We start from the raw sequence: 22,846 nt of genomic DNA, 5'->3' as shown, positions 1-22,846 counted from the left end.
ATTAACGTACCTTGAGCGTTGCCAGGCCAATCAGGACCAGCATCAGCGAAATAATCCAGAAGCGCACAATAACGCGCGGCTCCGGCCAGCCTTTCAGTTCATAGTGATGGTGAATCGGCGCCATACGGAAAATACGCTGACCACGCAATTTGAACGACCCAACCTGCAAAATGACAGACAGGGTTTCGACGACGAAGACGCCGCCCATAATGACCAACAGGAATTCCTGACGCAGCAGCACGGCGATAATGCCCAGTGCGCCGCCTAACGCCAGCGAGCCCACATCCCCCATAAAGACCTGAGCCGGATAGGTGTTAAACCACAGAAATCCCAGCCCCGCGCCGACAATTGCCGTACAGACGATAACCAGTTCGCCCGCATGACGCAGATACGGAATGTGCAGATAACTGGCAAAGTTCATGTTACCTGTCGCCCAGGCCACTAACGCAAAACCCGCCGCCACAAACACGGTGGGCATAATCGCCAGACCATCCAGGCCGTCAGTCAGGTTGACCGCGTTACCTGTTCCCACAATCACGAAATAAGCCAGCAGGATGTAGAAAATGCCCAATTGCGGCATAACATCTTTAAAGAACGGCACCACCAGTTGCGTAGCGGGGGTATCGTTGCCTGCAAGGTACAATGCAAAGGCGACGCCCAGAGCAATCACCGACATCCAGAAATATTTCCAGCGCGCAATCAGGCCTTTCGTGTCTTTGCGCACCACTTTGCGGTAGTCATCGACAAAACCAATAATGCCGTAGCCAACCAGGACAACCAGAACGCACCAGACGTATGGATTGGACGGGTAAGCCCACAGCAGCACAGAAACCACGATCGCTGTCAGAATCATGATGCCGCCCATGGTCGGCGTACCGCGTTTACTGAAATGCGACTCAGGGCCATCGTTACGCACGACCTGGCCAAAAGAGAGTTTTTGCAGACGGGCAATCATGCGCGGCCCCATCCATAAAGAGATGAAGAGCGCAGTCAGCAGGCTGACGATGGCGCGAAACGTCAAATAGGAGAAGACGTTAAAGCCAGAATAATATTTGACCAAATGTTCGGCCAGCCAAACTAACATGCCCTTTTCTCCTGTAATGCGCGTGCGACCTCTTCCATGGCGGCACTACGTGAACCTTTCACCAAAATGGTAATAATTTGCTTCTCGGCAATCAGCGCCTCTAAACGCGCAATCATTGCCGCCTTATCATCAAAATGCTCGCCAACACCACTGGCATCACTGATAGCTTTACTGAGCTTGCCGACGCTTAACACACGGTCGATACCAACAGCTTTTGCCGTGTCACCCACCTGAATGTGACACGCCTCGCTTTCATCACCCAATTCCGCCATGTCGCCGACCACCATGACCCGATAGCCTGGCATTTCAGCTAACACATGCGCTGCCGCCGTCATCGACCCCACGTTCGCGTTGTAGCTGTCGTCCAGCAGTAATTGGTTTTCACCAAGTTGCACCGGGAAAAGACGCCCCGGAACAGCTTTCAGATTTGCCAGACCTTTTTTCACTGCGTCATGCGGTGCCCCTACCGCCATCGCCAGCGCGGTTGCGGCCAGCGCATTCGCGATATTGTGGCGCCCAGGTAATGGCAACGTGACATCAATACCGCCCGTTGGGGTTTGCAGCGTAAATTCAGTACCGTGGGAGGTCACATGAATATTGGTCGCGGTAAAATCGCTGTTGGCGGCATTTGGCGAGAAACGCCAGACTTTGCGATCGCCAATGATGTTTTGCCAGTTCAGCCAGTCATTGTTATCGGCATTCATAATGGCGATGCCGTTGGCAGGCAGGCCGGTATAAATCTCGCCTTTAGCCTTTGCCACCCCGGCCAGAGAACCAAACCCTTCAAGATGCGCTGCCGCAAGATTGTTAACCAGCGCCGCTTCCGGGCGGGTCAGCGACACAGTCCAGGCGATTTCTCCCTGGTGATTAGCGCCAAGTTCAATCACTGCATACTGATGTTCATGTGTCAGGCGCAGCAGGGTCATCGGCACACCGATGTCATTGTTCAGGTTCCCGGCGGTATAGAGCGTATTGCCACATTCGCTGAGAATGGCGGCCGTCATCTCTTTCACCGAGGTTTTGCCAGACGAGCCGGTCAGCGCCACAACGCGAGCAGGAACCTGCTGGCGAACCCAGGCTGCCAGTTCGCCAAAGGCGAGACGGGTATCCTTCACCACCAGTTGCGGCAGGTCGATATCCAGTTTGCGATTGACTAACAGCGCGCCAGCACCGCCCTCTTTTGCTTTATCAGCGAAATCGTGGGCATCGAAACGTTCGCCTTTCAGCGCCACAAACAGGCAACCAGAGGTCAGCTTGCGGGTGTCCGTAGTGACCGCCTCAATGGTTGCGTCTGCACCATGCAGTTCGCCATGCAAAATGCCGCTGAGCTGGCTAAGCGTTACGCTAATCATGCGAGGACTCCCAACAGACGCGCCGCGGTTACACGGTCTGAATAATCGAGACGGTGGCTACCGACAATCTGATAATCTTCGTGTCCTTTACCTGCGAGCAGGACAACGTCATTTTCTTTCGCTTGCATGATGGTGTTGGTAACCGCTTCTGCGCGGCCTTCCATCACATGTGCGCGGCCCGGATCGAGCATGCCCGCCAGAATATCGTCGATGATGGCGCGCGGCTCTTCGGTACGCGGATTGTCATCCGTCACGACCGGAATATCAGCGAACTGTTCGGCAATTGCGCCCATCAGCGGACGTTTGCCTTTATCACGATCGCCACCGCAGCCAAATACACACCACAGATTTCCGGTGCAGTGCAGTCGTGCTGCCTGCAGCGCTTTTTCCAGCGCATCCGGCGTGTGGGCATAATCCACCACCACGGTCGGTTTACCCGGCGCGCTGAACACTTCCATACGCCCGCATACCGGCTGCAGACGTGCGCCAGTATTGATTAAATCGGTCAGCGGATAGCCCAGCGCCAGCAGTGTCGAGAGCGCGAGCAGCAGGTTGCTGACGTTAAAGGCGCCCATCAGACGGCTTTCAATCTCGCCCTCGCCCCAGGAGGAGGCAAAGCGGATAGTCGCGCCGCTGTCGTGGTACACCACCTCGGTTGCTTTCAGCCAGCGGCCATAGCAATTCGGGTTAATATGGTCTTCCATCGACACGGCGACCGCATCAGGCAGTTTTGCTAACCAACGGCGTCCGACTTCATCATCCGCATTGACGATGGCCTGGCCGAAATGGTGAGCAGAAAACAGCAGCCATTTAGCCGCTTCGTAATTGGCCATATCACCGTGATAGTCCAGATGATCGCGGCTAAGGTTCGTGAAGACAGACGCGGCGAATTTCAACGCCGCCACGCGGTGTTGAACCAGACCGTGAGAGGAGACTTCCATCGCGGCGAAAGTTGCGCCTTGCTGAGCAAGGCTTGCAATCACATGCTGTACGTCAACGGCGGAACCGGTGGTATTTTCCGATGGGATAACTTTGCCCAACAGGCCATTCCCCACAGTGCCCATTACCGCGCTGGTTTCGCCAAGCAATTGGCTCCATTGCGCCAGCAATTGCGTAGTCGTGGTTTTACCGTTAGTGCCGGTCACACCAATCAGACGCAGTTGCTCAGAAGGCTCGTTATAAAAACGCCCCGCCAGAGCAGAAAGACGCTCATTTAACTGGCTCAGATAGATAACCGGAACGCCGTGCATCTCGCGAATTTCGCCGTCAGTAGCCTCATCTTTCGCCTCGGCAATAATGGCAGCCACACCTTGCGCAATCGCCTGCGGGATATATCGACGCCCGTCCGCCTGATGACCCACTACTGCCACAAAAAGATCACCCGACGCCGCTACCCGGCTGTCGAGTGTCATTTCTCGCAGTGCTCGCTCCGGCGCACCTGGCACCCACGGAGCAAGAAGGTCGCGCAAATTACGATCTGCCACCTGTCCCCTCGCCTTGATTAATTACGAATTCATTCTTATCGCCCGTTGTCAGTGCATCCGGCTCGATGTTCATGGTGCGTAAAACACCGCCCATGATGGCACCAAACACCGGCGCAGAAACGGCGCCGCCGTAGTATTTACCTGCTTGTGGATCGTTAATAACGACCACCAGCGCAAAGCGTGGATTACTGGCGGGCGCAACACCCGCGGTATAAGCAATGTATTTGTTGATGTAGCGGCCATCCGGCCCCACCTTCTTCGCCGTACCGGTCTTAATTGCGATGCGGTAGCCTTTAATCGCCGCTTTCACACCGCCGCCGCCCGGCAGGGCCACGCTCTCCATCATATGTACGACATTGCGTACGATAGACTCATTGAAGATGCGTTCGCCCGGAACAGGTGGATCAACTTTGGTTATCGACAGCGGACGGTACACACCGTAGCTGCCGATGGTTGCATAGACTCGCGCTAACTGTAACGGCGTTACCATTAGCCCGTAGCCGAAAGAGAAGGTGGCCCTCTCTATGTCAGACCACCGTTGTTTTTGAGGAAATAAGCCACTGCGTTCTCCGACCAACCCCAAATTGGTCGCCTTTCCCAGTCCAAAACGTGAGTAAGTATCTACTAACGCTGAGGACGGCATCGCTAACGCCAGTTTAGAAACACCAACGTTACTCGACTTCTGTAGTACCCCGGTCAGGGTCAATTCGCTGTAGCGCGCCACGTCTTTGATTTCGTGGCCGTTAATTCGATAAGGAATAGTGTTCAACACGGTGTTGGGTGTCACGACGCCGCGCTGGAGCGCAGTCATCACTACCATGGGTTTAACCGTCGAGCCCGGTTCGAAGACGTCGGTAATCGCGCGGTTACGCATGGCGTCTTTCGCGGTACCGGTAAAATTGTTCGGGTTGTAAGATGGACTATTCGCCATCGCCAGTACTTCGCCGGTGCTCACATCCACCAGCACAGCACTGCCCGATTCCGCTTTGTTAAATGCCACCGCATTATTCAGTTCGCGGTAGACCAGTGCCTGGAGACGTTCGTCAATGCTCAGCGCAAGGTTATGCGCCGCCTGGCTGTCAGTGGAGGAGATATCCTCAATCACGCGGCCATAACGGTCTTTACGTACAATACGTTCACCCGGTTGACCGGTCAGCCACTTATCAAAGCTTTTCTCAACCCCTTCGATGCCTTCACTGTCGACGTTAGTAAAGCCGATAAGGTGAGCAGTTACTTCGCCCGAAGGGTAATAACGGCGCGACTCTTCGCGAAGGTGAATGCCCGGCAGCTTAAGCTTTTTAATGTACTCGCCAAGGTCGGGGTTCACCTGACGTGCAAGGTAGATAAAGCGCCCTTTCGGGTTCGCATTAATGCGCGAGGAAAGCTGATCGAGCGGGATGGTCAAGGCGTCTGACAGGGCTTTCCAGCGATTATCGAGCGTTACGCCGCCAGCATCCTGCACCTCTTTCGGGTCGGCCCAAATAGCTTTGACCGGCACACTCACTGCCAGCGGACGTCCGGAACGATCGGTAATCATGCCGCGCGAGGTCGCGACTTCCTGAACGCGCAGCGAGCGCATATCCCCTTCACGCACCAGCATATCGGGGTTTACAATTTGCAAATACGCGACGCGGCCCAGCAAAAAGCCCAGCGCCAGCAAAATGCAGCCGCAAAGCAAGGCAAAACGCCAGCTCACAAAGCTGGCCTGTTCTTCCTGGCGTTTCGGTTTTGGCGTTTTAACCGCTGCGGCTTTCATGCGTCGCGTGGTTCCTTATTTCTGTACAACAATGTTTTCCTGGGACGGATCGACATGCTGCATTTGCAGCTTCTCGGTCGCGATCCGCTCAACCCGGCTATGATCGCCGAGCGCATTCTCTTCAAGGATCAAGTTGCGCCATTCGATATCCAGCGCATCGCGCTCCAGCACGAGTTGTTCACGCTGGGCCGTCAACAGACGGGTATGATGCGAAGTGGTGACAACCGTCACCGCCGTCATGATGATGCAAATGAACAGGCAGAGTGGCAGTTTCCCAAATCGCAAAAGGTCGTCGCCGATCACGCCAGGCAAGGCATGGCGCTCGTTGCTTCCTAACGACACTTTAACTTTGCTAAGGGTCTCTGACACTCTGCCGATCATGCGTTCGTCCTCTCTGCAATACGCAGAACTGAACTACGGGCACGTGGATTCTCAGCCACTTCTTCTTCGCCCGGCATCAACTTGCCTAGTGCTCGTAACTGACGTCCACCCAGTTTCCCGAGTTGCTCTTCCGTCATCGGTAACCCTGCCGGAACCTGCGGACCGCGGCTTTGTTCACGCATAAAACGTTTTACAATGCGGTCTTCCAGCGAGTGGAAACTGATGATCGAGAGCCGCCCTCCCGGGGCCAATACGTCGATCGAGCTTTTTAGCGCCAGCTCTATCTCCTCCAGTTCACTGTTTACCCAGATGCGCACCGCCTGGAAGGTACGGGTCGCAGGATGTTTAAATTTATCTTTCACCGGTGTCGCTGCCGCCACCACCGCAGCCAGCTCTTTGGTGCGGGTCATCGGTTCTTCACGGTTACGTTCAACGATGGCGCGCGCGATGCGTTTACCAAAGCGCTCTTCACCAAAGGTTTTTATCACCCATGCGATATCGGCTTCATCGGCCGTTCGTAACCACTCCGCAGCAGATTGACCGCGCGTGGGGTCCATACGCATGTCAAGCGGACCGTCACGCATAAAGGAAAAACCGCGTTCAGCATCATCGAGTTGCGGAGAAGAGACCCCAAGATCGAGCAGAATTCCGTCGATCTTACCGGTGAGGCCACGCTCGCTGACATACTCAGCCAGCGCGGAAAAAGGACCATGTACGATGGAAAAGCGGGGATCATCAATGGTTTTTGCGACGGCAATCGCTTCTGGATCACGGTCAATAGCCAACAAACGTCCTTCCGCTCCCAGTTGGGAGAGGATCAGGCGTGAGTGACCACCGCGGCCAAAAGTGCCATCAATGTAAATGCCATCCGGACGAATGTTCAGGCCATTAACGGCCTCATCCAGTAGCACCGTTGTGTGTTTAAAATTTTCCATCATCATTACAGAGACAAATCCTGCAACCGGTCTGAAAGTATCTCAGTACCCGTTTGCTCAGCGTCGATATCTTCCTTGACCTGTTGATACCAGGTCGTTTCGTCCCACAGCTCAAACTTATTGAACTGTCCGACCAGCATCACTTCTTTCGTCAGCCCGGCGTGTTGCCGCAAAACGGGCGCGATTAATAAGCGCCCTGCGTTATCCATCTGACATTCGCTGGCATGCCCCAACAAGAGACGTTGTACCCGGCGCTCTTGCGGATCCATGCTCGACAGACGCGACAATTTTTGCTCAATAATTTCCCATTCGGGTAAGGGGTAAAGCAGCAGGCAGGTGTGACGGATGTCAATGGTACAAACCATTTGACCGGAAGCTTTCTCCAGCAGCAAATCCCGATAACGGGTCGGCACGGCTAACCGGCCTTTGCTGTCGAGATTGACTAATGTAGCTCCACGGAACATACCAGCCCCACCCCTGAGTGACCTATTTCACCACTTTATCCCACAAATCCCCACCGAAGGAGTTTACGGAGCGGAGGAAAAGCTTGTCAAGCCAGTGCAAAGGCTAACCAGAATAAAAGATCCCTTATTCGCGGTTACATTCCACTTTGGTGAAATACCGCTCAACTAATGAGGCAAATTAACGTCATGAATATTTGTAAGAAAAAAACTGAATATGCATTGGGGCGTTAAAAACCAGTTATTTCATGCGTGCCAAATATAAAGTGTCAGTTTGCGACGCGGGCGGCATTTTAAGACATATTGCAGGCAGATAACAGTGCCAGATAGCGCTTGCGCGCCGCGGAAGCGATAAGAAAAACCGTAGTGTTAAAGCCCATAATCAAAAAGCGGTTGTTATTTCAACGATTACAGTGGGAAATGTAACAAAGTAATACAGAGGACACGTTCAGTTACGTCTTAATTACTTTAAAATGTGTCACAGGCGAAATAAGGCAAATTAATTAAATTAACGGCCTTAAAAATAAGGATTTATCTGAATTGGCTATAAAATTAATTATCGCCTTTCATTCGCAACAAAAAGGCAGCAATGACTGCCTTTATTGGATTACTAAACGCGGCTTAATACACCACGACGGTAGAGGTTGCGACGAATACGGCTCAAACCCGCTTTAGGTTTACGCGGCTCGTCCAGACTTGCCAGTACAATCTCCAGCACGCGCTCAGCAACATCACGATGACGCTGTGCCACCGCCAGAACCGGGCATTGCAGGAAGTCCAGCAGTTCATGATCACCAAAAGTAGCAATGGCCAGATCAGACGGTAGCTTACCATCGCGGCGTAGCGTAACGTCCAGCACACCTTGTAGCAGTGCAAAAGAGGTAGTAAACAGCGCCTGCGGCATGCTGTGCGTTTCCAGCCACTTTTCAAATAACTGTGCAGCGGCTTCACGCTCATAGCTATTGGCATAGAGATAATCCACTTCGCGCGGATCGTCCTTCCAGGCCGTACGGAAGCCCTGTTCACGCAGAAAGCTGACAGAAAGCTCAGGTAACGCGCCCAGGTACAGTACTTTTTCCGCCGGGAATTTACGTAATTCCGCCGCCAGCATTTCCGAGTCGTCCTGATCGGCGCCGACAACGCTGGTGAAGTGTTCACGATCCAGCGCACGGTCAAGTGCGACTATTGGAAACGCGTCATTGGCCCAACGCTGATAGAAAGGATGCTCCGGCGGCAACGATGTTGAAACGATTATGGCGTCGACCTGGCGCTGAAGCAGATGCTCAATACAACGCATTTCGTTATCTGGCTGATCTTCCGAGCAGGCGATAAGTAGTTGATAACCGCGTTGACGCGCCTGACGTTCCAGATAATTCGCAATCCGCGTATAACTGGTGTTCTCCAAATCCGGAATAACCAGCCCAATGGAGCGAGTACGTCCCGCTCGCAACCCAGCCGCCACCGCATTCGGGTGGTAATTATGCTCACGTACGACCGCCATAACTTTCTCGACGGTTTTATCGCTGACACGATATTGCTTTGCCTTTCCATTAATGACATAGCTTGCCGTGGTACGTGAGACGCCGGCTAGCCGGGCGATTTCATCCAGTTTCACAATTGCCCCTCAAAAAATAAAAGATACTCCATAACCTTTTTAGGGATATAGGTTAAATTCCATAACATCTAAGCGCAGAATAGACACTGCGGCAACCGCTTTTGTGTTTGCTTCCGGCGGATTTCGCAAAAAAAAAGCCCAGCGGATAGCGCCGGGCCAGGAAAATGACGTATGCGTAACACTAACGCATGATTTTGTCGCCGCGAGATAAACCGACTACGCCAGACCTCGCCACCTCAACAATTTTCGCCACATCGCGAATGGTCGCCAGAAAAGCATCAAGCTTATCACTGGTGCCGGCGAGCTGAACCGTATAAATAGAAGGCGTAACATCAATGATCTGCCCACGGAAGATTTCCGCGTTGCGTTTGACCTCTTCGCGGCCATATCCGCTGGCCTGGATTTTCACCAGCATGATCTCGCGCTCAACGTAAGCGCCCTGCCCAAGCTCATTCACACGTAACACATCCACCAGCTTGTGCAGTTGCTTTTCAATTTGCTCCAGCACTTTGGCATCCCCGACTGTCTGAATCGTCATCCGCGAAAGCGTAGGATCATCTGTCGGTGCCACTGTCAGACTTTCAATGTTATAGCCACGCTGGGCAAAAAGACCGATCACGCGCGATAACGCGCCCGATTCATTTTCCAGTAAAACAGACAATATCCGGCGCATAATCAGGTCCTCTCCGTTTTGCTCAACCACATTTCATCCATGCCACCGCCACGGATCTGCATCGGATAAACATGTTCACTACCGTCGACGGTCACGTCAACAAAGACCAGGCGGTTATTTTTAACCTGCTCAAGCGCCTCAATCAGCTTCGCTTCAAGTTCTTCCGGACGGGTTATATTGATCCCTACATGACCGTAAGCTTCGGCTACGCGTGCAAAATCGGGTAACGACTGCATATACGATTGTGAATGACGACCCGAATAGATCATATCCTGCCACTGCTTCACCATCCCCAGATAACGGTTGTTCAGGTTCAATACCAGCACCGGAAGCTCATATTGCATTGCGGTAGACAACTCCTGAATATTCATCTGGATACTGCCGTCGCCCGTAACGCAGATAACCGTTTCATCCGGGAGCGCCATTTTCACACCCAGCGCGGCTGGCAGACCAAAGCCCATCGTGCCCAGACCGCCGGAGTTTATCCAGCGACGCGGTTTATCAAAACGGTAATAGAGCGCCGCAAACATCTGATGCTGGCCAACATCCGAAGTGACGTAGGCGTCACCCTTCGTTAAGCGCCAGATCGTTTCGATCACCGCCTGCGGTTTGATCTTCTCACTTTGCGTGTCGTATTTCAGGCACTGGCGGGCACGCCATTGCTCAATCTGCAACCACCAATCGCGAATATCGTCCAGGGGCTGCTGAAACTCTTCTTGCCCCAATAACTCCAGCATCTGCTCAAGTACCAGTCGGGCATCTCCAACAATCGGCACATCTGCCTGAACGGTTTTCGAAATCGATGTCGGGTCAATATCAATATGCAGAATCGTGGCATTCGGGCAGTACTTCGCCAGATTGTTGGTTGTACGGTCATCAAAGCGCACCCCAACGGCAAAGATCACATCCGAGTGATGCATTGTCATGTTGGCTTCGTAGGTACCGTGCATACCCAACATACCCAACGCCTGACGATGCGATGCCGGAAACGCTCCCAGCCCCATGAGCGACGAGACCACAGGAAGATTCAATTTCTCTGCGAGCGTACGCAGTTGCGGTTCGCAAGCAGACGTGATCGCACCACCGCCCACATAGACAACGGGATGTTTCGCCGCTACCAGCGTTTGCAAAGCGCGTTTGATTTGCCCTTTATGTCCGTGGGTTGTCGGGTTATATGAGCGCATACTCACCGAATCCGGCCATACATAAGGAAGTTTATTCGCAGGATTGAGAATATCTTTCGGTAAATCGACGACGACCGGACCTGGACGACCACTGGAAGCAAGCCAGAACGCTTTTTTCAGCACGCCAGGAATGTCTTCGGTCTGTTTTACCAGGAAACTATGTTTTACCACCGGGCGGGATATCCCCACCATGTCACATTCCTGGAAAGCATCATAGCCGATGAGTGAGGTCGCAACCTGCCCTGAAAGAACAACTAACGGAATCGAGTCCATATAGGCTGTTGCAATCCCGGTGATGGCATTCGTGGCTCCCGGCCCGGAGGTGACGAGCACAACGCCCACTTCACCGGTCGCTCTTGCCAGACCATCAGCCATATGCACAGCAGCCTGCTCATGGCGCACCAGGACATGATCAATTCCACCGACTGTATGTAGCGCATCGTAAATATCGAGGACCGCGCCTCCAGGATAACCGAATACTTGCTTCACGCCCTGATCGATAAGCGAGCGGACGACCATCTCGGCTCCAGACAACATCTCCATGGTTTGCCTCCAGGCTTGGGTTTGGCGACTGACGACAGAACGCATTTCCGTCTTGTCGCTCTGTTCAGTACAGGAAGTCCCTGCATTCTGATTATGAATGGCAGTTACCATAACCGCTGAAAATCTGGCAGGCAATTAGCAAACGATTCACCTCACCTTGCCCCAAAAGAGGAAAAATAAGGTTAACAGGCGGGAATTGGTGAAATTGTCTGTAATAAGCAAAGACGATGACAATTCGTCATTCGAATCACTTCCTGCTCAGTAATTCATGCATTTTTACGGCGCGATTTAATGCGCCAGAAAAATTTCTCAGCATAAAATTTCGCGCCGGGATGGACAAACAGAAGAAAGCAGCCATCGGCGCATTCAACGCATTGGATGCCTTTTAACGGCGACAAACCGAGACCAGTAACTCTTCCATCCACTGGTGGCCTTTATCCCGTCCCGCCGCTTCATGCCATGAAAGATAACAGGTACGGCTATTCAGTTTTAACGGTAAAGGTAAAACCTGGAGTTCTAATTTTCCGGCAAACTCTTCGGCTAACCAACGCGGGGCAATCGCCACAAGTTGCGTTTGAGAAACCACATTGAGCACACTCGTCAATGCCATTCCCTGATAAGCAACACAGGTTTGTTTATCGGTCGTGTCATACCATGGCTGGCTAAAAGATGCATAACGATCCAGCGCAACGACTGCGTGCTGTTCACAATAAATATCACTTTCACGAAGTGGCCCATTAATACGTGGATGTTGTTTACTGGCTACCAGAACCATCTCATCTTTAAACAACGGCACGCATGAGAATTCTGGTCGACGAAATTCATCGTAGCCAATGACAAATTCTATTTCTTGGTAACGAAGTTGGTGCTCTGTATTTTGATTTAATGATGATTTAAAAGCCAGATGAATATTCGGTGCAACCTCATTCACTCTATTGTAGATGACAGAAGTGAGGAGATTATCAAGCGGACTGCACACGCAAAGATTAAAAACGCGCTCGCTGGTCACGGGTTCAAAGCCCGATCCCGGCAGCTCATTTTGCACGAGTTGTAACGCCTGCCTGACCGAACCAAACAATTGGAAGGCGCGTGCCGTAGGCTGTATTCCTCGACCATAGCGCACAAAGAGCTCGTCGTTAAACATGACCTTAAGCCTGGCCAGGGCATTGCTCACCGCCGGTTGCGACATCCCCAAAGAATGAGCCGCCCGCGTGATATTTTGTTCCTGCATTACCGCATCAAAAATAGTTAACAAATTAAGATCAACTTTACGCAGTTGCGGTTTCGTTACCTCACTAATATGAGTGCTTTCAACTTTTTCTTCTGACATGTCCTTCTCCGATATCATGCTAAATTCCATTTATCCCGGCAGTAATAACCTTAAGAAATATGATTTATCACGCATATAAGATAAGGAAAAGAGGAATCCAGCAAAATAGGAATATATAAAGATAATTTAATGCCGGGATTTTTCACTCTCCCTAAAAAGCATCAAATCATATTTTTCCGCACAAATGAAACGGCAGACCAGAATCAAAACATAAATAGCGTGAATGTACAATACAACCTCAGTAAGCAATAAATGCTATCCGCCAGAGATATTTCAATATCGCCAACAATATAATTTAACTTAATTTTATCATTTCTTCGCATTGATTAAGAAAAACAATAACCCCAACAAATTAATCATGACTAATCATCAGGATAGCAAACCCCTATAAAAAATGTAAAAATATAACCAACTGCAAAGAAATGTTCATGAAAGGCACAAACAACGTCAAGTATGAAATAGCACTAATACCTTATTTTGCGTTTTCATTGAATTACAGCACGATTAACTAAAATAAAATCCGCTGACAAATCCGTTTTCACCCCCTTTTACGGGGCCGGGTGTTGACTTTGATTTCTGGATCCAGTACCACTAATGGCATATCGCATTTAATCGCATTCATCTGGAGCATGGTTAATGATTCGCAATGTTCGCTTCCTCGGTCTACTACTACTAAACGCATCCCATGTGCGCGGTAGACCGGTGGGCGACACTCAGCGTTGAGTCATCCTCCAGTTACACTAAGAACCCGCGCCTTGGCGCGGGTTTTTTTATGCTCGTAGCAAGGCGACCGAAGAGAGATAAGGACCAAACCATGAGCCAGCAAGTCGTTATTTTTGATACAACCTTACGTGATGGTGAACAGGCATTACAGGCAAGCCTGAGCGTGAAAGAGAAGCTGCAGATCGCTCTGGCGCTGGAACGTATGGGTGTTGACGTCATGGAGGTCGGCTTTCCGGTCTCTTCTCCGGGTGATTTCGAATCCGTACAGACTATCGCCCGTCAGGTTAAAAACAGCCGTGTTTGTGCACTGGCACGCTGTGTCGAGAAGGATATTGATGTAGCGGCTGAGTCACTGAAAGTTGCCGAAGCATTCCGTATCCATACTTTTATTGCCACCTCCCCCATGCATATCGCCACTAAACTGCGCAGTACGCTGGATGAAGTGATTGAACGCGCCATTTATATGATTAAGCGCGCCCGTAACTACACCGACGACGTTGAATTCTCTTGCGAAGACGCAGGCCGTACTCCGATTGCTGACCTGGCGCGTGTGGTTGAAGCCGCCATCAACGCGGGTGCGAAAACCATTAATATTCCTGACACCGTTGGCTACACCATGCCGTTCGAATTCGCCAATATCATCACCGGCCTGTATGAACACGTGCCAAATATCGATAAAGCCATTATCTCCGTCCATACCCACGATGATTTAGGTCTGGCTGTCGGCAACGCCATTGCCGCTGTCCATGCTGGCGCACGCCAGGTTGAAGGGGCGATGAACGGCATCGGTGAGCGCGCAGGAAACTGTTCGCTGGAAGAGGTCATCATGGCCATCAAAGTGCGCAAAGACATCATGAATGTGCACACCGGCATTAATCATCACGAAATCTGGCGTACCAGCCAGACAGTTAGCCAGATTTGCAACATGCCAATCCCGGCGAACAAAGCCATTGTCGGCACCGGCGCCTTTGCTCACTCCTCCGGTATCCATCAGGATGGCGTGCTGAAAAACCGTGAAAACTACGAAATCATGACCCCGGAATCCATCGGTCTGAACCAGGTACAACTGAACCTGACGTCCCGTTCTGGCCGCGCGGCGGTGAAACACCGTATGGAAGAGATGGGCTACAAAGATACCGACTACAACATGGATCACCTGTACGACGCATTCCTGAAACTGGCAGACAAAAAAGGCCAGGTCTTCGATTACGATCTGGAAGCGCTGGCGTTCATCAATAAACAGCAGGAAGAGCCGGAACATTTCCGTCTGGATTATTTTAGCGTGCAGTCCGGCTCCAGCGATATCGCTACCGCCTCCGTGAAGCTGGCCTGTGGCGAAGAAACGAAAGCCGAAGCCGCCAACGGCAACGGCCCGGTAGACGCTGTTTATCAGGCGATTAACCGCATCACCGGTTATGACATTGAGCTGGTTAAATATGATCTCAATGCTAAAGGTCAGGGTAAAGACGCGCTGGGTCAGGTGGATATCGTCGTCACTTACAACGGGCGTCGTTTCCATGGTGTGGGTCTGGCAACTGATATCGTGGAATCCTCTGCCAAAGCGATGGTACACGTGCTGAACAACATCTGGCGCGCCGCAGAAGTCGAAAAAGAATTGCAACGCAAAGCTCAAAATAAAGAAAACAACAAGGAAACCGTGTGATGTCGAAGAATTATCATATTGCCGTGTTGCCGGGTGACGGCATTGGCCCCGAAGTCATGGCGCAAGCCTTAAAAGTACTGGACGCCGTTCGTAGCCGTTTCGAAATGCGTATTACCACCAGCCACTATGATGTGGGCGGCATCGCAATTGACCGCCATGGCAATCCGCTGCCGCAGGCAACCGTGGAAGGTTGCGAGCAGGCAGACGCTATCCTGTTTGGCTCCGTAGGCGGTCCGAAATGGGAAAACCTGCCGCCAGCACAGCAACCGGAGCGTGGTGCTCTGTTGCCGCTGCGCAAACATTTCAAATTATTCAGCAACCTGCGTCCGGCTAAACTGTACCAGGGGCTGGAGGAGTTCTGCCCGCTGCGTGCCGATATTTCCGCTAACGGCTTTGACATTCTCTGCGTGCGCGAGCTGACGGGCGGTATTTACTTCGGTCAGCCAAAAGGCCGTGAAGGCAGCGGGCAGCACGAGAAAGCGTTTGATACCGAGGTCTATCACCGTTTTGAGATTGAACGTATTGCGCGTATCGCGTTTGAATCTGCGCGCAAACGCCGTAAAAAAGTGCATTCTATTGATAAAGCGAACGTGCTGCAGACCTCTCTGCTGTGGCGTGAAATCGTCAACGAAGTGGCACAGGAATACCCGGACGTTGAGCTGGCGCATATGTATATCGACAACGCCACCATGCAGTTGATTAAAGACCCGTCCCAGTTTGACGTGTTGTTGTGTTCCAACCTGTTCGGCGACATCCTCTCTGATGAGTGTGCGATGATCACGGGTTCCATGGGCATGCTGCCGTCTGCCAGCCTGAACGAACAAGGTTTTGGTCTGTACGAACCGGCTGGCGGCTCTGCGCCGGATATCGCGGGCAAAAATATTGCGAACCCGATAGCCCAAATTCTTTCTCTCGCACTGCTGTTGCGTTACAGCCTGGATGCCGACGATGCGGCAACTGCCATTGAAAGCGCCATCAACCGCGCATTAGAAGAAGGTGTGCGTACCGGTGATTTAGCCCGTGGCGCCGCAGCTGTTAGTACCGATGAGATGGGTGACATCATCGCCCGTTATATCGCAGAAGGGGTGTAATCATGGCCAGGACGTTGTACGAAAAATTGTTTGATGCGCACGTTGTGTACGAAGCGCCAAACGAAACCCCATTGTTGTATATCGACCGCCATCTGGTGCACGAAGTCACTTCGCCACAGGCGTTTGACGGCCTGCGCGCGCATAATCGCCCGGTGCGTCAGCCGGGCAAGACCTTTGCGACCATGGATCATAACGTTTCCACGCAGACCAAAGACATCAATGCCTCCGGCGAGATGGCGCGTATCCAGATGCAGGAACTGATCAAGAACTGCAAAGAGTTCGGCGTTGAATTGTATGACCTGAACCACCCGTATCAGGGTATCGTGCACGTGATGGGGCCTGAACAGGGTGTCACCCTGCCAGGCATGACCATCGTCTGCGGCGACTCTCACACCGCCACTCACGGCGCGTTTGGTGCTCTGGCGTTCGGTATCGGGACCTCCGAAGTGGAGCACGTGCTGGCGACGCAGACCCTGAAACAGGGTCGCGCAAAGACCATGAAAATTGAAGTGAAAGGCAAAGCGTCGGCAGGTATTACTGCTAAAGATATTGTACTGGCGATTATCGGCAAAACCGGCAGCGCCGGCGGTACCGGGCACGTAGTCGAATTCTGTGGCGAGGCGATTCAGGCACTGAGCATGGAAGGTCGTATGACCCTGTGCAATATGGCTATCGAAATGGGTGCCAAAGCGGGCCTGGTCGCGCCGGATGAAACCACCTTCAATTATGTGAAAGGTCGTTTGCATGCGCCGAAAGGCAAAGACTATGACGATGCGGTGGAGTACTGGAAGACGCTGAAAACCGACGACGGCGCGGCCTTCGATACAGTTGTGACGCTGCAAGCCGAAGAGATTGCCCCGCAGGTCACCTGGGGGACTAACCCGGGTCAGGTCATCTCCGTTAATGACATCATTCCGGACCCGGCCTCCTTCGCCGATCCGGTTGAGCGCGCCTCAGCAGAGAAAGCGCTGGCCTATATGGGCCTGCAGCCAGGTGTACCTCTGACCTCCGTCGCCATTGATAAAGTCTTTATCGGCTCCTGCACCAACTCACGTATTGAAGATTTACGCGCCGCCGCAGAGGTTGCCAAAGGGCGCAAAGTTGCACCGGGCGTACAGGCGCTGGTGGTTCCAGGCTCTGGCCCGGTGAAAGCGCAGGCCGAAGCCGAAGGGCTGGACAAGATCTTTATTGAAGCCGGTTTCGAATGGCGTTTACCTGGCTGCTCTATGTGCCTGGCAATGAACAATGACCGTCTGAACCCGGGCGAACGTTGCGCATCCACCAGTAACCGTAACTTTGAAGGTCGTCAGGGGCGCGGTGGTCGTACGCACCTGGTCAGTCCGGCAATGGCAGCCGCGGCTGCGGTAACCGGTCATTTCGCTGATATTCGCAGCTTGTAAAGGAGATAATCATGGCAGAGAAATATACACAGCACACAGGCCTGGTTGTCCCACTGGATGCCGCCAATGTCGATACCGACGCCATCATTCCAAAACAGTTTTTGCAGAAGGTCACGCGTACCGGCTTTGGCGCACATCTGTTTAATGACTGGCGGTTCCTGGATGATAAAGGGGAAGTTCCGAACCCGGAATTCGTCCTGAACTTCCCGGAATATAAAGGCGCCTCTATTTTGCTGGCGCGTGAAAACTTCGGTTGCGGCTCATCACGCGAACATGCGCCCTGGGCATTAACCGACTACGGCTTTAGAACCGTTATCGCCCCAAGCTTCGCAGATATTTTCTACGGCAACAGCTTCAATAATCAGTTGCTGCCTGTGAAACTGAGCGATGAAGAAGTGGACGAACTGTTCAAACTGGTCCAGGCCAATCCGGGCATCTCGTTCGAGGTGGACCTCGAGGCGCAGGTAGTGAAAGCCGGGGGGAAATCGTACCCGTTTGTTATTGATGCGTTCCGCCGCCACTGCATGCTGAACGGTCTCGACAGTATTGGTCTGACTCTGCAGCATGAAGATGCCATCTCCAGCTACGAAAACAAGCAGCCCGCGTTTATGAATTAAACCTGTCTGCTGCTCTGGTGCCCGGTTTTTCACCGGGCCTTTCACGTTTTATTTTGTGATTATCATCACAAAAACCATCACTTCTTTCTATCATATGCACAGATATTTGAACTTTTAAAATTTAATTGTCTACTGTATCGCTCTTATTCTGGGCATTTCTTCTCTCTTTTTGTATAAACCCGGCAACACAAGTAAAAATACAGCTCAATTATTTAATATAAGAATACAAGCATGTGAAAAAACGGTTAATTGCATAGAAAGACACTATGGTTTCATGCAAAAAAAAGCATTATTTTTCCTCTCCCCCCCTCGTTATCTTTCCCACAGAAACATTTTAACTTTGGATATATCAGGGCCTCCGCATGTCGGCCTCCTGGATTTCCCGTGGAGAGAGCAAATGAGCCACTACCAACACCTTTTCACCCCGCTAACCATTAACGGGATGACGATAAAAAACCGGATCATCATGCCACCAATGGGCACCAACCTGGCGAGCCTGAACGGTGAAGTCTCTCAGGAACAGTTGGAGTACTATGAACTGCGGGCAAAAGGGGGCACAGGCTTAATTACGATTGAGAATATTTGTATCGACTTCCCGTTCGCCTCAAATGGCACAACGCAGCTGCGTATCGATAACGATCAATATATTCCTGGGTTATTCAAATTAACTGAGACGCTGCATAAACACGGAGCCTGTGTCTCTATTCAGCTAAATCATGCGGGTGCTTCTGCTTATGCTTATCGCCTGAATGGCGAACAACCGCTCTCCTCTTCGAATATACCGTCGAAAAAGAACGGTAATATTCCTCGCCCCATGACACATGACGAAATATATCATGCGGTTAATAAATTTGGTGAAGCGGCAGAGCGTGTAAAACGTGCGGGTTTTGATAGTGTGGAAATTCATGCAGGCCACTCTTATTTAATAAGCCAGTTCTTATCGCCTCTGTTTAATAAACGTACCGATGAATTTGGCGGCTCCCCGGAAAACCGCGCCAGAATATTAACGCTGGTGGTTGATAAAGTGCGCGCCAGCGTCGGTCCTCGCTTCCCGATTAGCCTGCGTTTCAGTGCCGATGATTTCCTTAAGGGCGGCAACACGCTGGAGGATACGCTACGTATGCTGGCACTTTGCCAGGATAAGGTCGACATTCTCAATGTTTCCGCCGCGCAAAACGACAACCTGAATCTGCAAATTGATCAGATGTCACTGGAAGATGGCTGGAAGCGTTATCTCTCCCGCGCCGTACGCGATAAGTTTAATAAACCGACTGTTATTGCTGGCAATATTCGCTCACCGAAAGTGGCCGAAGACATTATCGCAACGGGCGATGCAGACCTGATTGCTATCGGCCGTGGCCTGATTGCCGAACCGGAATGGGTGCAAAAGGTCCAGAGCGGCAATGAACGCCTGATGCGCAAATGCATCTCCTGCAATATCGGCTGCGCCGACCACCGTATCGCGCGCTCTCGTCCGCTGCGTTGTTCCATCAATCCGGACATTATCCATGGCGATGCTTATAAACTGCGCAGGGTAAATCGCGACACCCGTGTCGTGGTTATCGGTGCGGGAACCGCAGGTATGGAAGCCGCATGCACCGCCGCAGAAGTCGGTTGCCATACCTGGTTGTTGGAAAAGAAAAACAGCCTTGGCGGGCTGGCTTCTGAAATCTCGCGCCTGCCGGAGAAAAAGCGTATCGCCGACTTCCCGCAATTTATGAAAAACCGGATGGCCGGTTTAGACAATTTAATGCTGCAAGTTGGTCAGAAGGCTACTGTTGAGCACATTGCCGGGCTACGGCCGAACCTGATTGTCAACGCCACGGGCTCAACACCGCTGCTGCCGCCGATTAACGGACTGAAAGAGTGCATTGACGTTGAGGGCGGCCGCGTCTTCTCCATTATCGGCATGATTCAGCACCTGGAGCAATTTGCGAATGTTGAAGGAAAACGCATCGCCGTTGTCGGCGGCGGTGCTGTTGGCCTGGATGTTATCGAATATTTCTCTGCACGCGGTGCTACTACCGTGCTGATTGAGATGCAAGAAGGTCCAGGACGCGATCTGGATATCATTACCAAAAATGCCATGTTGACCATGCTGGATGAGCACCACGTGGAACAGCACATGCAGACACAACTCGTCGCCGTTCACCCCACACACTTTAGCGTCAAGAAAGCCGATCACGCTTGCGACATTCCTTTTGACTACGGCTTTGTGTGCCTGGGAATGCGCGCCAACACCAGCGGTCTCAATGAAATTGAGCAATGGGCCAGAGCCAATAACGTAAAAATAATGAACATCGGCGACAGCCTGATGGCCCGGCGAATCATTGATGGCGTGCGCGAAGGGCGCAACGTGCTGGACACCCTGGAGGATATGGGTGCTCTGGGCAACCGCGAATCAACCAAAATTCCACTTCTAACATATTAAGGACTTTATCATGGCTGAACGTATTACGGGTCACACTGAGCTGATTGGACTGATTGCAACGCCGATTCGCCATAGCATGTCGCCGACAATGCATAACGAAGCCTTTGCGCATCTGGGTCTGGATTATGTCTACCTGGCATTTGAAGTAGACAACCAGGAGTTGAAAGATGTTGTACAGGGTTTCCGGGCGCTTAAACTGCGCGGGTTTAACGTCTCCATGCCGAATAAAACCGCTATTTGCCAATACCTGGACAAACTTTCCCCGGCGGCAGAGCTGGTCGGTGCGGTGAATACCGTGGTTAATGACAATGGCGTACTGACGGGTCATATCACCGACGGTACCGGTTATATGCGCGCACTGGCTGAAGAAGGTATTGATATCATCGGCAAGAAAATGACGGTCCTGGGTGCGGGTGGCGCGGCAACGGCGCTCTGCGTTCAGGCGGCACTGGATGGCGTAAAAGCGATCTCCATTTTCAACCAGAAAGATAAATTTTTCGCCAATGCGGAGCAAACTGTCGCCAAGATCCGCAATAACACCAACTGTGAAATTCATCTGTACGATCTGGCCGATCACGACAAACTGCGTCAGGAAATCGATAGCAGTGTGATCCTCACCAACGCTACCGGTGTGGGTATGAAACCGTTTGAAGGCCAGATGCTGCTGCCGAACGACAGCTTCCTGCGACCAGATCTGATCGTCTCTGACGTGATTTATAACCCGCGCAAAACCCACCTGTTGCAAGTGGCTGAGAAGAAAGGCTGCCGCACACTCAACGGCCTGGGAATGATGCTCTGGCAAGGGGCGAAAGCCTTTGAAATCTGGACAGGTAAAGAGATGCCGGTCGATTACGTCAAAAATATCCTTTTTTAAGGGTAAACATGATGAAAAATAAATATGTCCCAACTGCGGCCGGGCTGTACCTCAATTACCTGATCCATGGCATGGGGGTACTATTAATTACCCTCAACATGGCGAATTTACAGGAACAGTGGGGAACAGACAGAGCCGGCGTTTCGATTGTTATTTCGTCTTTAGGTATCGGCAAACTCGCCACCATCGTGACGGGTTTTCTGTCCGATCGCTACGGACGTAAGCCTTTTATCTATCTCGGTATTCTGAGCTATTTGCTGTTTTTCATAGGTATTTTGCTGACCAAAAACATCTATGTTGCCTATTTCTTTGGCATCCTGGCTGGTCTGGCGAACAGCTTCCTCGACTCCGGGACCTACCCGGCGCTGATGGAATCTTTCCCGAACTCAGCAAGCCGTGCGAACGTGTTAATCAAGGCCTTTGTCTCGGCCGGGCAATTCCTGCTGCCCTTCATTATTAGCCTGTTGATTTGGGCGAACCTGTGGTTTGGCTGGTCATTTATCATTGCGGCTGTATTGATGGTTCTTAGCGCCATCTATTTGCTCAAAATGCCCTTCCCTGACAACGGGGCCAAGAAAGAGACCGCAGAGAAACCGACCGCAGCCGCAACACAACAGTCAGATGCCTGTACCATGGATATGCTGGTGTTCACGCTGTATGGCTATATTGGTATGGCGACTTTTTACCTGGTCAGTCAGTGGCTGGCACAGTACGGTCAGTTCGTTGCGGGTATTCCCTACGAATCAGCAATCAAGTTACTGAGTATCTACACGGCGGGCTCGCTGACCTGTGTATTTGTCACCGCGACCTTTGTGAAAAATGTCATTAACTCTGCCGTTGCGATGATTCTCTACACCGGCATCTCGATGATTTCGTTGTTGATTGTTTGCATGTTCCCGACGCCGATGATTGTCACCGGTTTTGCTTTCGTGATCGGTTTTTCAGCCGCTGGCGGGGTATTGCAGTTGGGCGCGACCATCATGGCAATGAGTTTCCCGCAAGGGAAAGGTAAAGCCACCGGGATCTTCTACACCGCCGGCAGTATTGCCAGCTTCACGATCCCGTTGATCACGGCGAAACTGTCCAAAATCAGCATCGCCAGCATTATGTGGTTTGATTTGATTATCGCCATAATCGGCTTTGTGATTGCGCTGTACATCGGTTATCGTCAGTTTCAGGCTCGCGCTGCCCAAAAAACGGTCCGCGCAACCGCCACAGCCTGACAGTTCGGCGAGAATATTATGGATAC

At 51.8% G+C, this 22,846-nt stretch carries 19 protein-coding genes; 8 read left to right on the top strand and 11 right to left on the bottom strand.

Annotated elements, in window-relative coordinates; all coding sequences use genetic code 11:
- Position 1: 1 nt before the first annotated feature.
- From mraY to leuO, 11 genes are all read right to left on the bottom strand, one after another.
- Complete coding sequence (mraY, locus tag IP582_RS03780; protein ID WP_039078364.1) at positions 2-1,084, bottom strand: phospho-N-acetylmuramoyl-pentapeptide-transferase; 1,083 nt, start codon at positions 1,082-1,084, stop codon at positions 2-4.
- The gene (gene murF, locus IP582_RS03775) at positions 1,078-2,436 is read right to left on the bottom strand and encodes a UDP-N-acetylmuramoyl-tripeptide--D-alanyl-D-alanine ligase (protein WP_193795124.1); all 1,359 of its coding nucleotides are present in this window, start codon (positions 2,434-2,436) and stop codon (positions 1,078-1,080) included. Before murF ends, mraY begins: the two co-directional genes overlap by 7 nt.
- The gene (gene murE, locus IP582_RS03770) at positions 2,433-3,920 is read right to left on the bottom strand and encodes a UDP-N-acetylmuramoyl-L-alanyl-D-glutamate--2,6-diaminopimelate ligase (RefSeq protein WP_193795123.1); all 1,488 of its coding nucleotides are present in this window, start codon (positions 3,918-3,920) and stop codon (positions 2,433-2,435) included. Before murE ends, murF begins: the two co-directional genes overlap by 4 nt.
- Positions 3,907-5,676 (bottom strand): peptidoglycan glycosyltransferase FtsI, encoded by a 1,770-nt coding sequence (locus tag IP582_RS03765; RefSeq protein ID WP_039078361.1) that lies wholly within the window; start codon positions 5,674-5,676, stop codon positions 3,907-3,909. The genes murE and IP582_RS03765 overlap by 14 nt, the downstream gene beginning before the upstream one ends.
- Positions 5,677-5,691: 15 nt before the next feature.
- The gene (gene ftsL, locus IP582_RS03760; RefSeq protein WP_039078360.1) at positions 5,692-6,057 is read right to left on the bottom strand and encodes a cell division protein FtsL; all 366 of its coding nucleotides are present in this window, start codon (positions 6,055-6,057) and stop codon (positions 5,692-5,694) included.
- Positions 6,054-6,995, bottom strand: a complete 942-nt coding sequence (gene rsmH, locus IP582_RS03755) for a 16S rRNA (cytosine(1402)-N(4))-methyltransferase RsmH (protein WP_193796176.1) — start codon at positions 6,993-6,995, stop codon at positions 6,054-6,056. Before rsmH ends, ftsL begins: the two co-directional genes overlap by 4 nt.
- A 2-nt stretch (positions 6,996-6,997) precedes the next feature.
- Positions 6,998-7,456 carry a division/cell wall cluster transcriptional repressor MraZ gene (gene mraZ, locus IP582_RS03750; RefSeq protein ID WP_039078359.1) on the bottom strand — a complete coding sequence of 153 codons (459 nt, stop codon included), beginning with the start codon at positions 7,454-7,456 and terminating at the stop codon, positions 6,998-7,000.
- Between the two features lie 607 nt (positions 7,457-8,063).
- The gene (gene cra / locus IP582_RS03745) at positions 8,064-9,068 is read right to left on the bottom strand and encodes a catabolite repressor/activator (RefSeq protein ID WP_039078358.1); all 1,005 of its coding nucleotides are present in this window, start codon (positions 9,066-9,068) and stop codon (positions 8,064-8,066) included.
- A 181-nt stretch (positions 9,069-9,249) separates the two neighbouring features.
- Positions 9,250-9,741, bottom strand: coding sequence for an acetolactate synthase small subunit (ilvN, locus tag IP582_RS03740; protein WP_039078357.1), 492 nt, complete (start codon positions 9,739-9,741; stop codon positions 9,250-9,252).
- A 2-nt stretch (positions 9,742-9,743) separates the two neighbouring features.
- Positions 9,744-11,468, bottom strand: a complete 1,725-nt coding sequence (gene ilvI, locus IP582_RS03735; protein WP_193795122.1) for an acetolactate synthase 3 large subunit — start codon at positions 11,466-11,468, stop codon at positions 9,744-9,746.
- 385 nt (positions 11,469-11,853) lie between these two features.
- Complete coding sequence (gene leuO / locus IP582_RS03730; protein ID WP_193795121.1) at positions 11,854-12,798, bottom strand: transcriptional regulator LeuO; 945 nt, start codon at positions 12,796-12,798, stop codon at positions 11,854-11,856.
- 636 nt (positions 12,799-13,434) lie between these two features.
- Between leuO and leuL the strand changes: the two genes are divergently transcribed.
- The 8 genes from leuL to IP582_RS03690 all read left to right on the top strand — a co-directional run bounded on the left by leuL (position 13,435) and on the right by IP582_RS03690 (position 22,820).
- The gene (leuL, locus tag IP582_RS25525) at positions 13,435-13,521 is read left to right on the top strand and encodes a leu operon leader peptide (RefSeq protein ID WP_103244949.1); all 87 of its coding nucleotides are present in this window, start codon (positions 13,435-13,437) and stop codon (positions 13,519-13,521) included.
- A 91-nt stretch (positions 13,522-13,612) separates the two neighbouring features.
- Entirely contained in the window at positions 13,613-15,184 is a 1,572-nt protein-coding gene (gene leuA, locus IP582_RS03720; RefSeq protein WP_071193643.1) for a 2-isopropylmalate synthase, read from the top strand.
- Positions 15,184-16,275, top strand: coding sequence for a 3-isopropylmalate dehydrogenase (gene leuB / locus IP582_RS03715; RefSeq protein ID WP_039078353.1), 1,092 nt, complete (start codon positions 15,184-15,186; stop codon positions 16,273-16,275). Before leuA ends, leuB begins: the two co-directional genes overlap by 1 nt.
- A gap of 2 nt (positions 16,276-16,277) precedes the next feature.
- Positions 16,278-17,675, top strand: a complete 1,398-nt coding sequence (leuC, locus tag IP582_RS03710; protein ID WP_193795120.1) for a 3-isopropylmalate dehydratase large subunit — start codon at positions 16,278-16,280, stop codon at positions 17,673-17,675.
- A gap of 11 nt (positions 17,676-17,686) precedes the next feature.
- On the top strand, positions 17,687-18,292 hold the full coding sequence (gene leuD, locus IP582_RS03705) for a 3-isopropylmalate dehydratase small subunit (RefSeq protein ID WP_039078351.1): 606 nt from the start codon (positions 17,687-17,689) through the stop codon (positions 18,290-18,292).
- A gap of 397 nt (positions 18,293-18,689) precedes the next feature.
- The gene (locus tag IP582_RS03700) at positions 18,690-20,723 is read left to right on the top strand and encodes an FAD-dependent oxidoreductase (RefSeq protein ID WP_193795119.1); all 2,034 of its coding nucleotides are present in this window, start codon (positions 18,690-18,692) and stop codon (positions 20,721-20,723) included.
- A 10-nt stretch (positions 20,724-20,733) separates the two neighbouring features.
- Positions 20,734-21,597 carry a shikimate dehydrogenase gene (locus IP582_RS03695; RefSeq protein WP_039078349.1) on the top strand — a complete coding sequence of 288 codons (864 nt, stop codon included), beginning with the start codon at positions 20,734-20,736 and terminating at the stop codon, positions 21,595-21,597.
- A gap of 11 nt (positions 21,598-21,608) precedes the next feature.
- The gene (locus tag IP582_RS03690; protein ID WP_193796175.1) at positions 21,609-22,820 is read left to right on the top strand and encodes an MFS transporter; all 1,212 of its coding nucleotides are present in this window, start codon (positions 21,609-21,611) and stop codon (positions 22,818-22,820) included.
- The last annotated feature ends 26 nt before the right edge of the window (positions 22,821-22,846 follow it).

The sequence above is a fragment of the Citrobacter sp. BDA59-3 genome (genome assembly GCF_015167655.1).
Taxonomy (GTDB): Bacteria; Pseudomonadota; Gammaproteobacteria; order Enterobacterales; family Enterobacteriaceae; genus Phytobacter; species Phytobacter diazotrophicus.
Note: the sequence above shows the minus strand (reverse complement) of the source record. Positions and strands in the feature narration are given on the sequence as shown.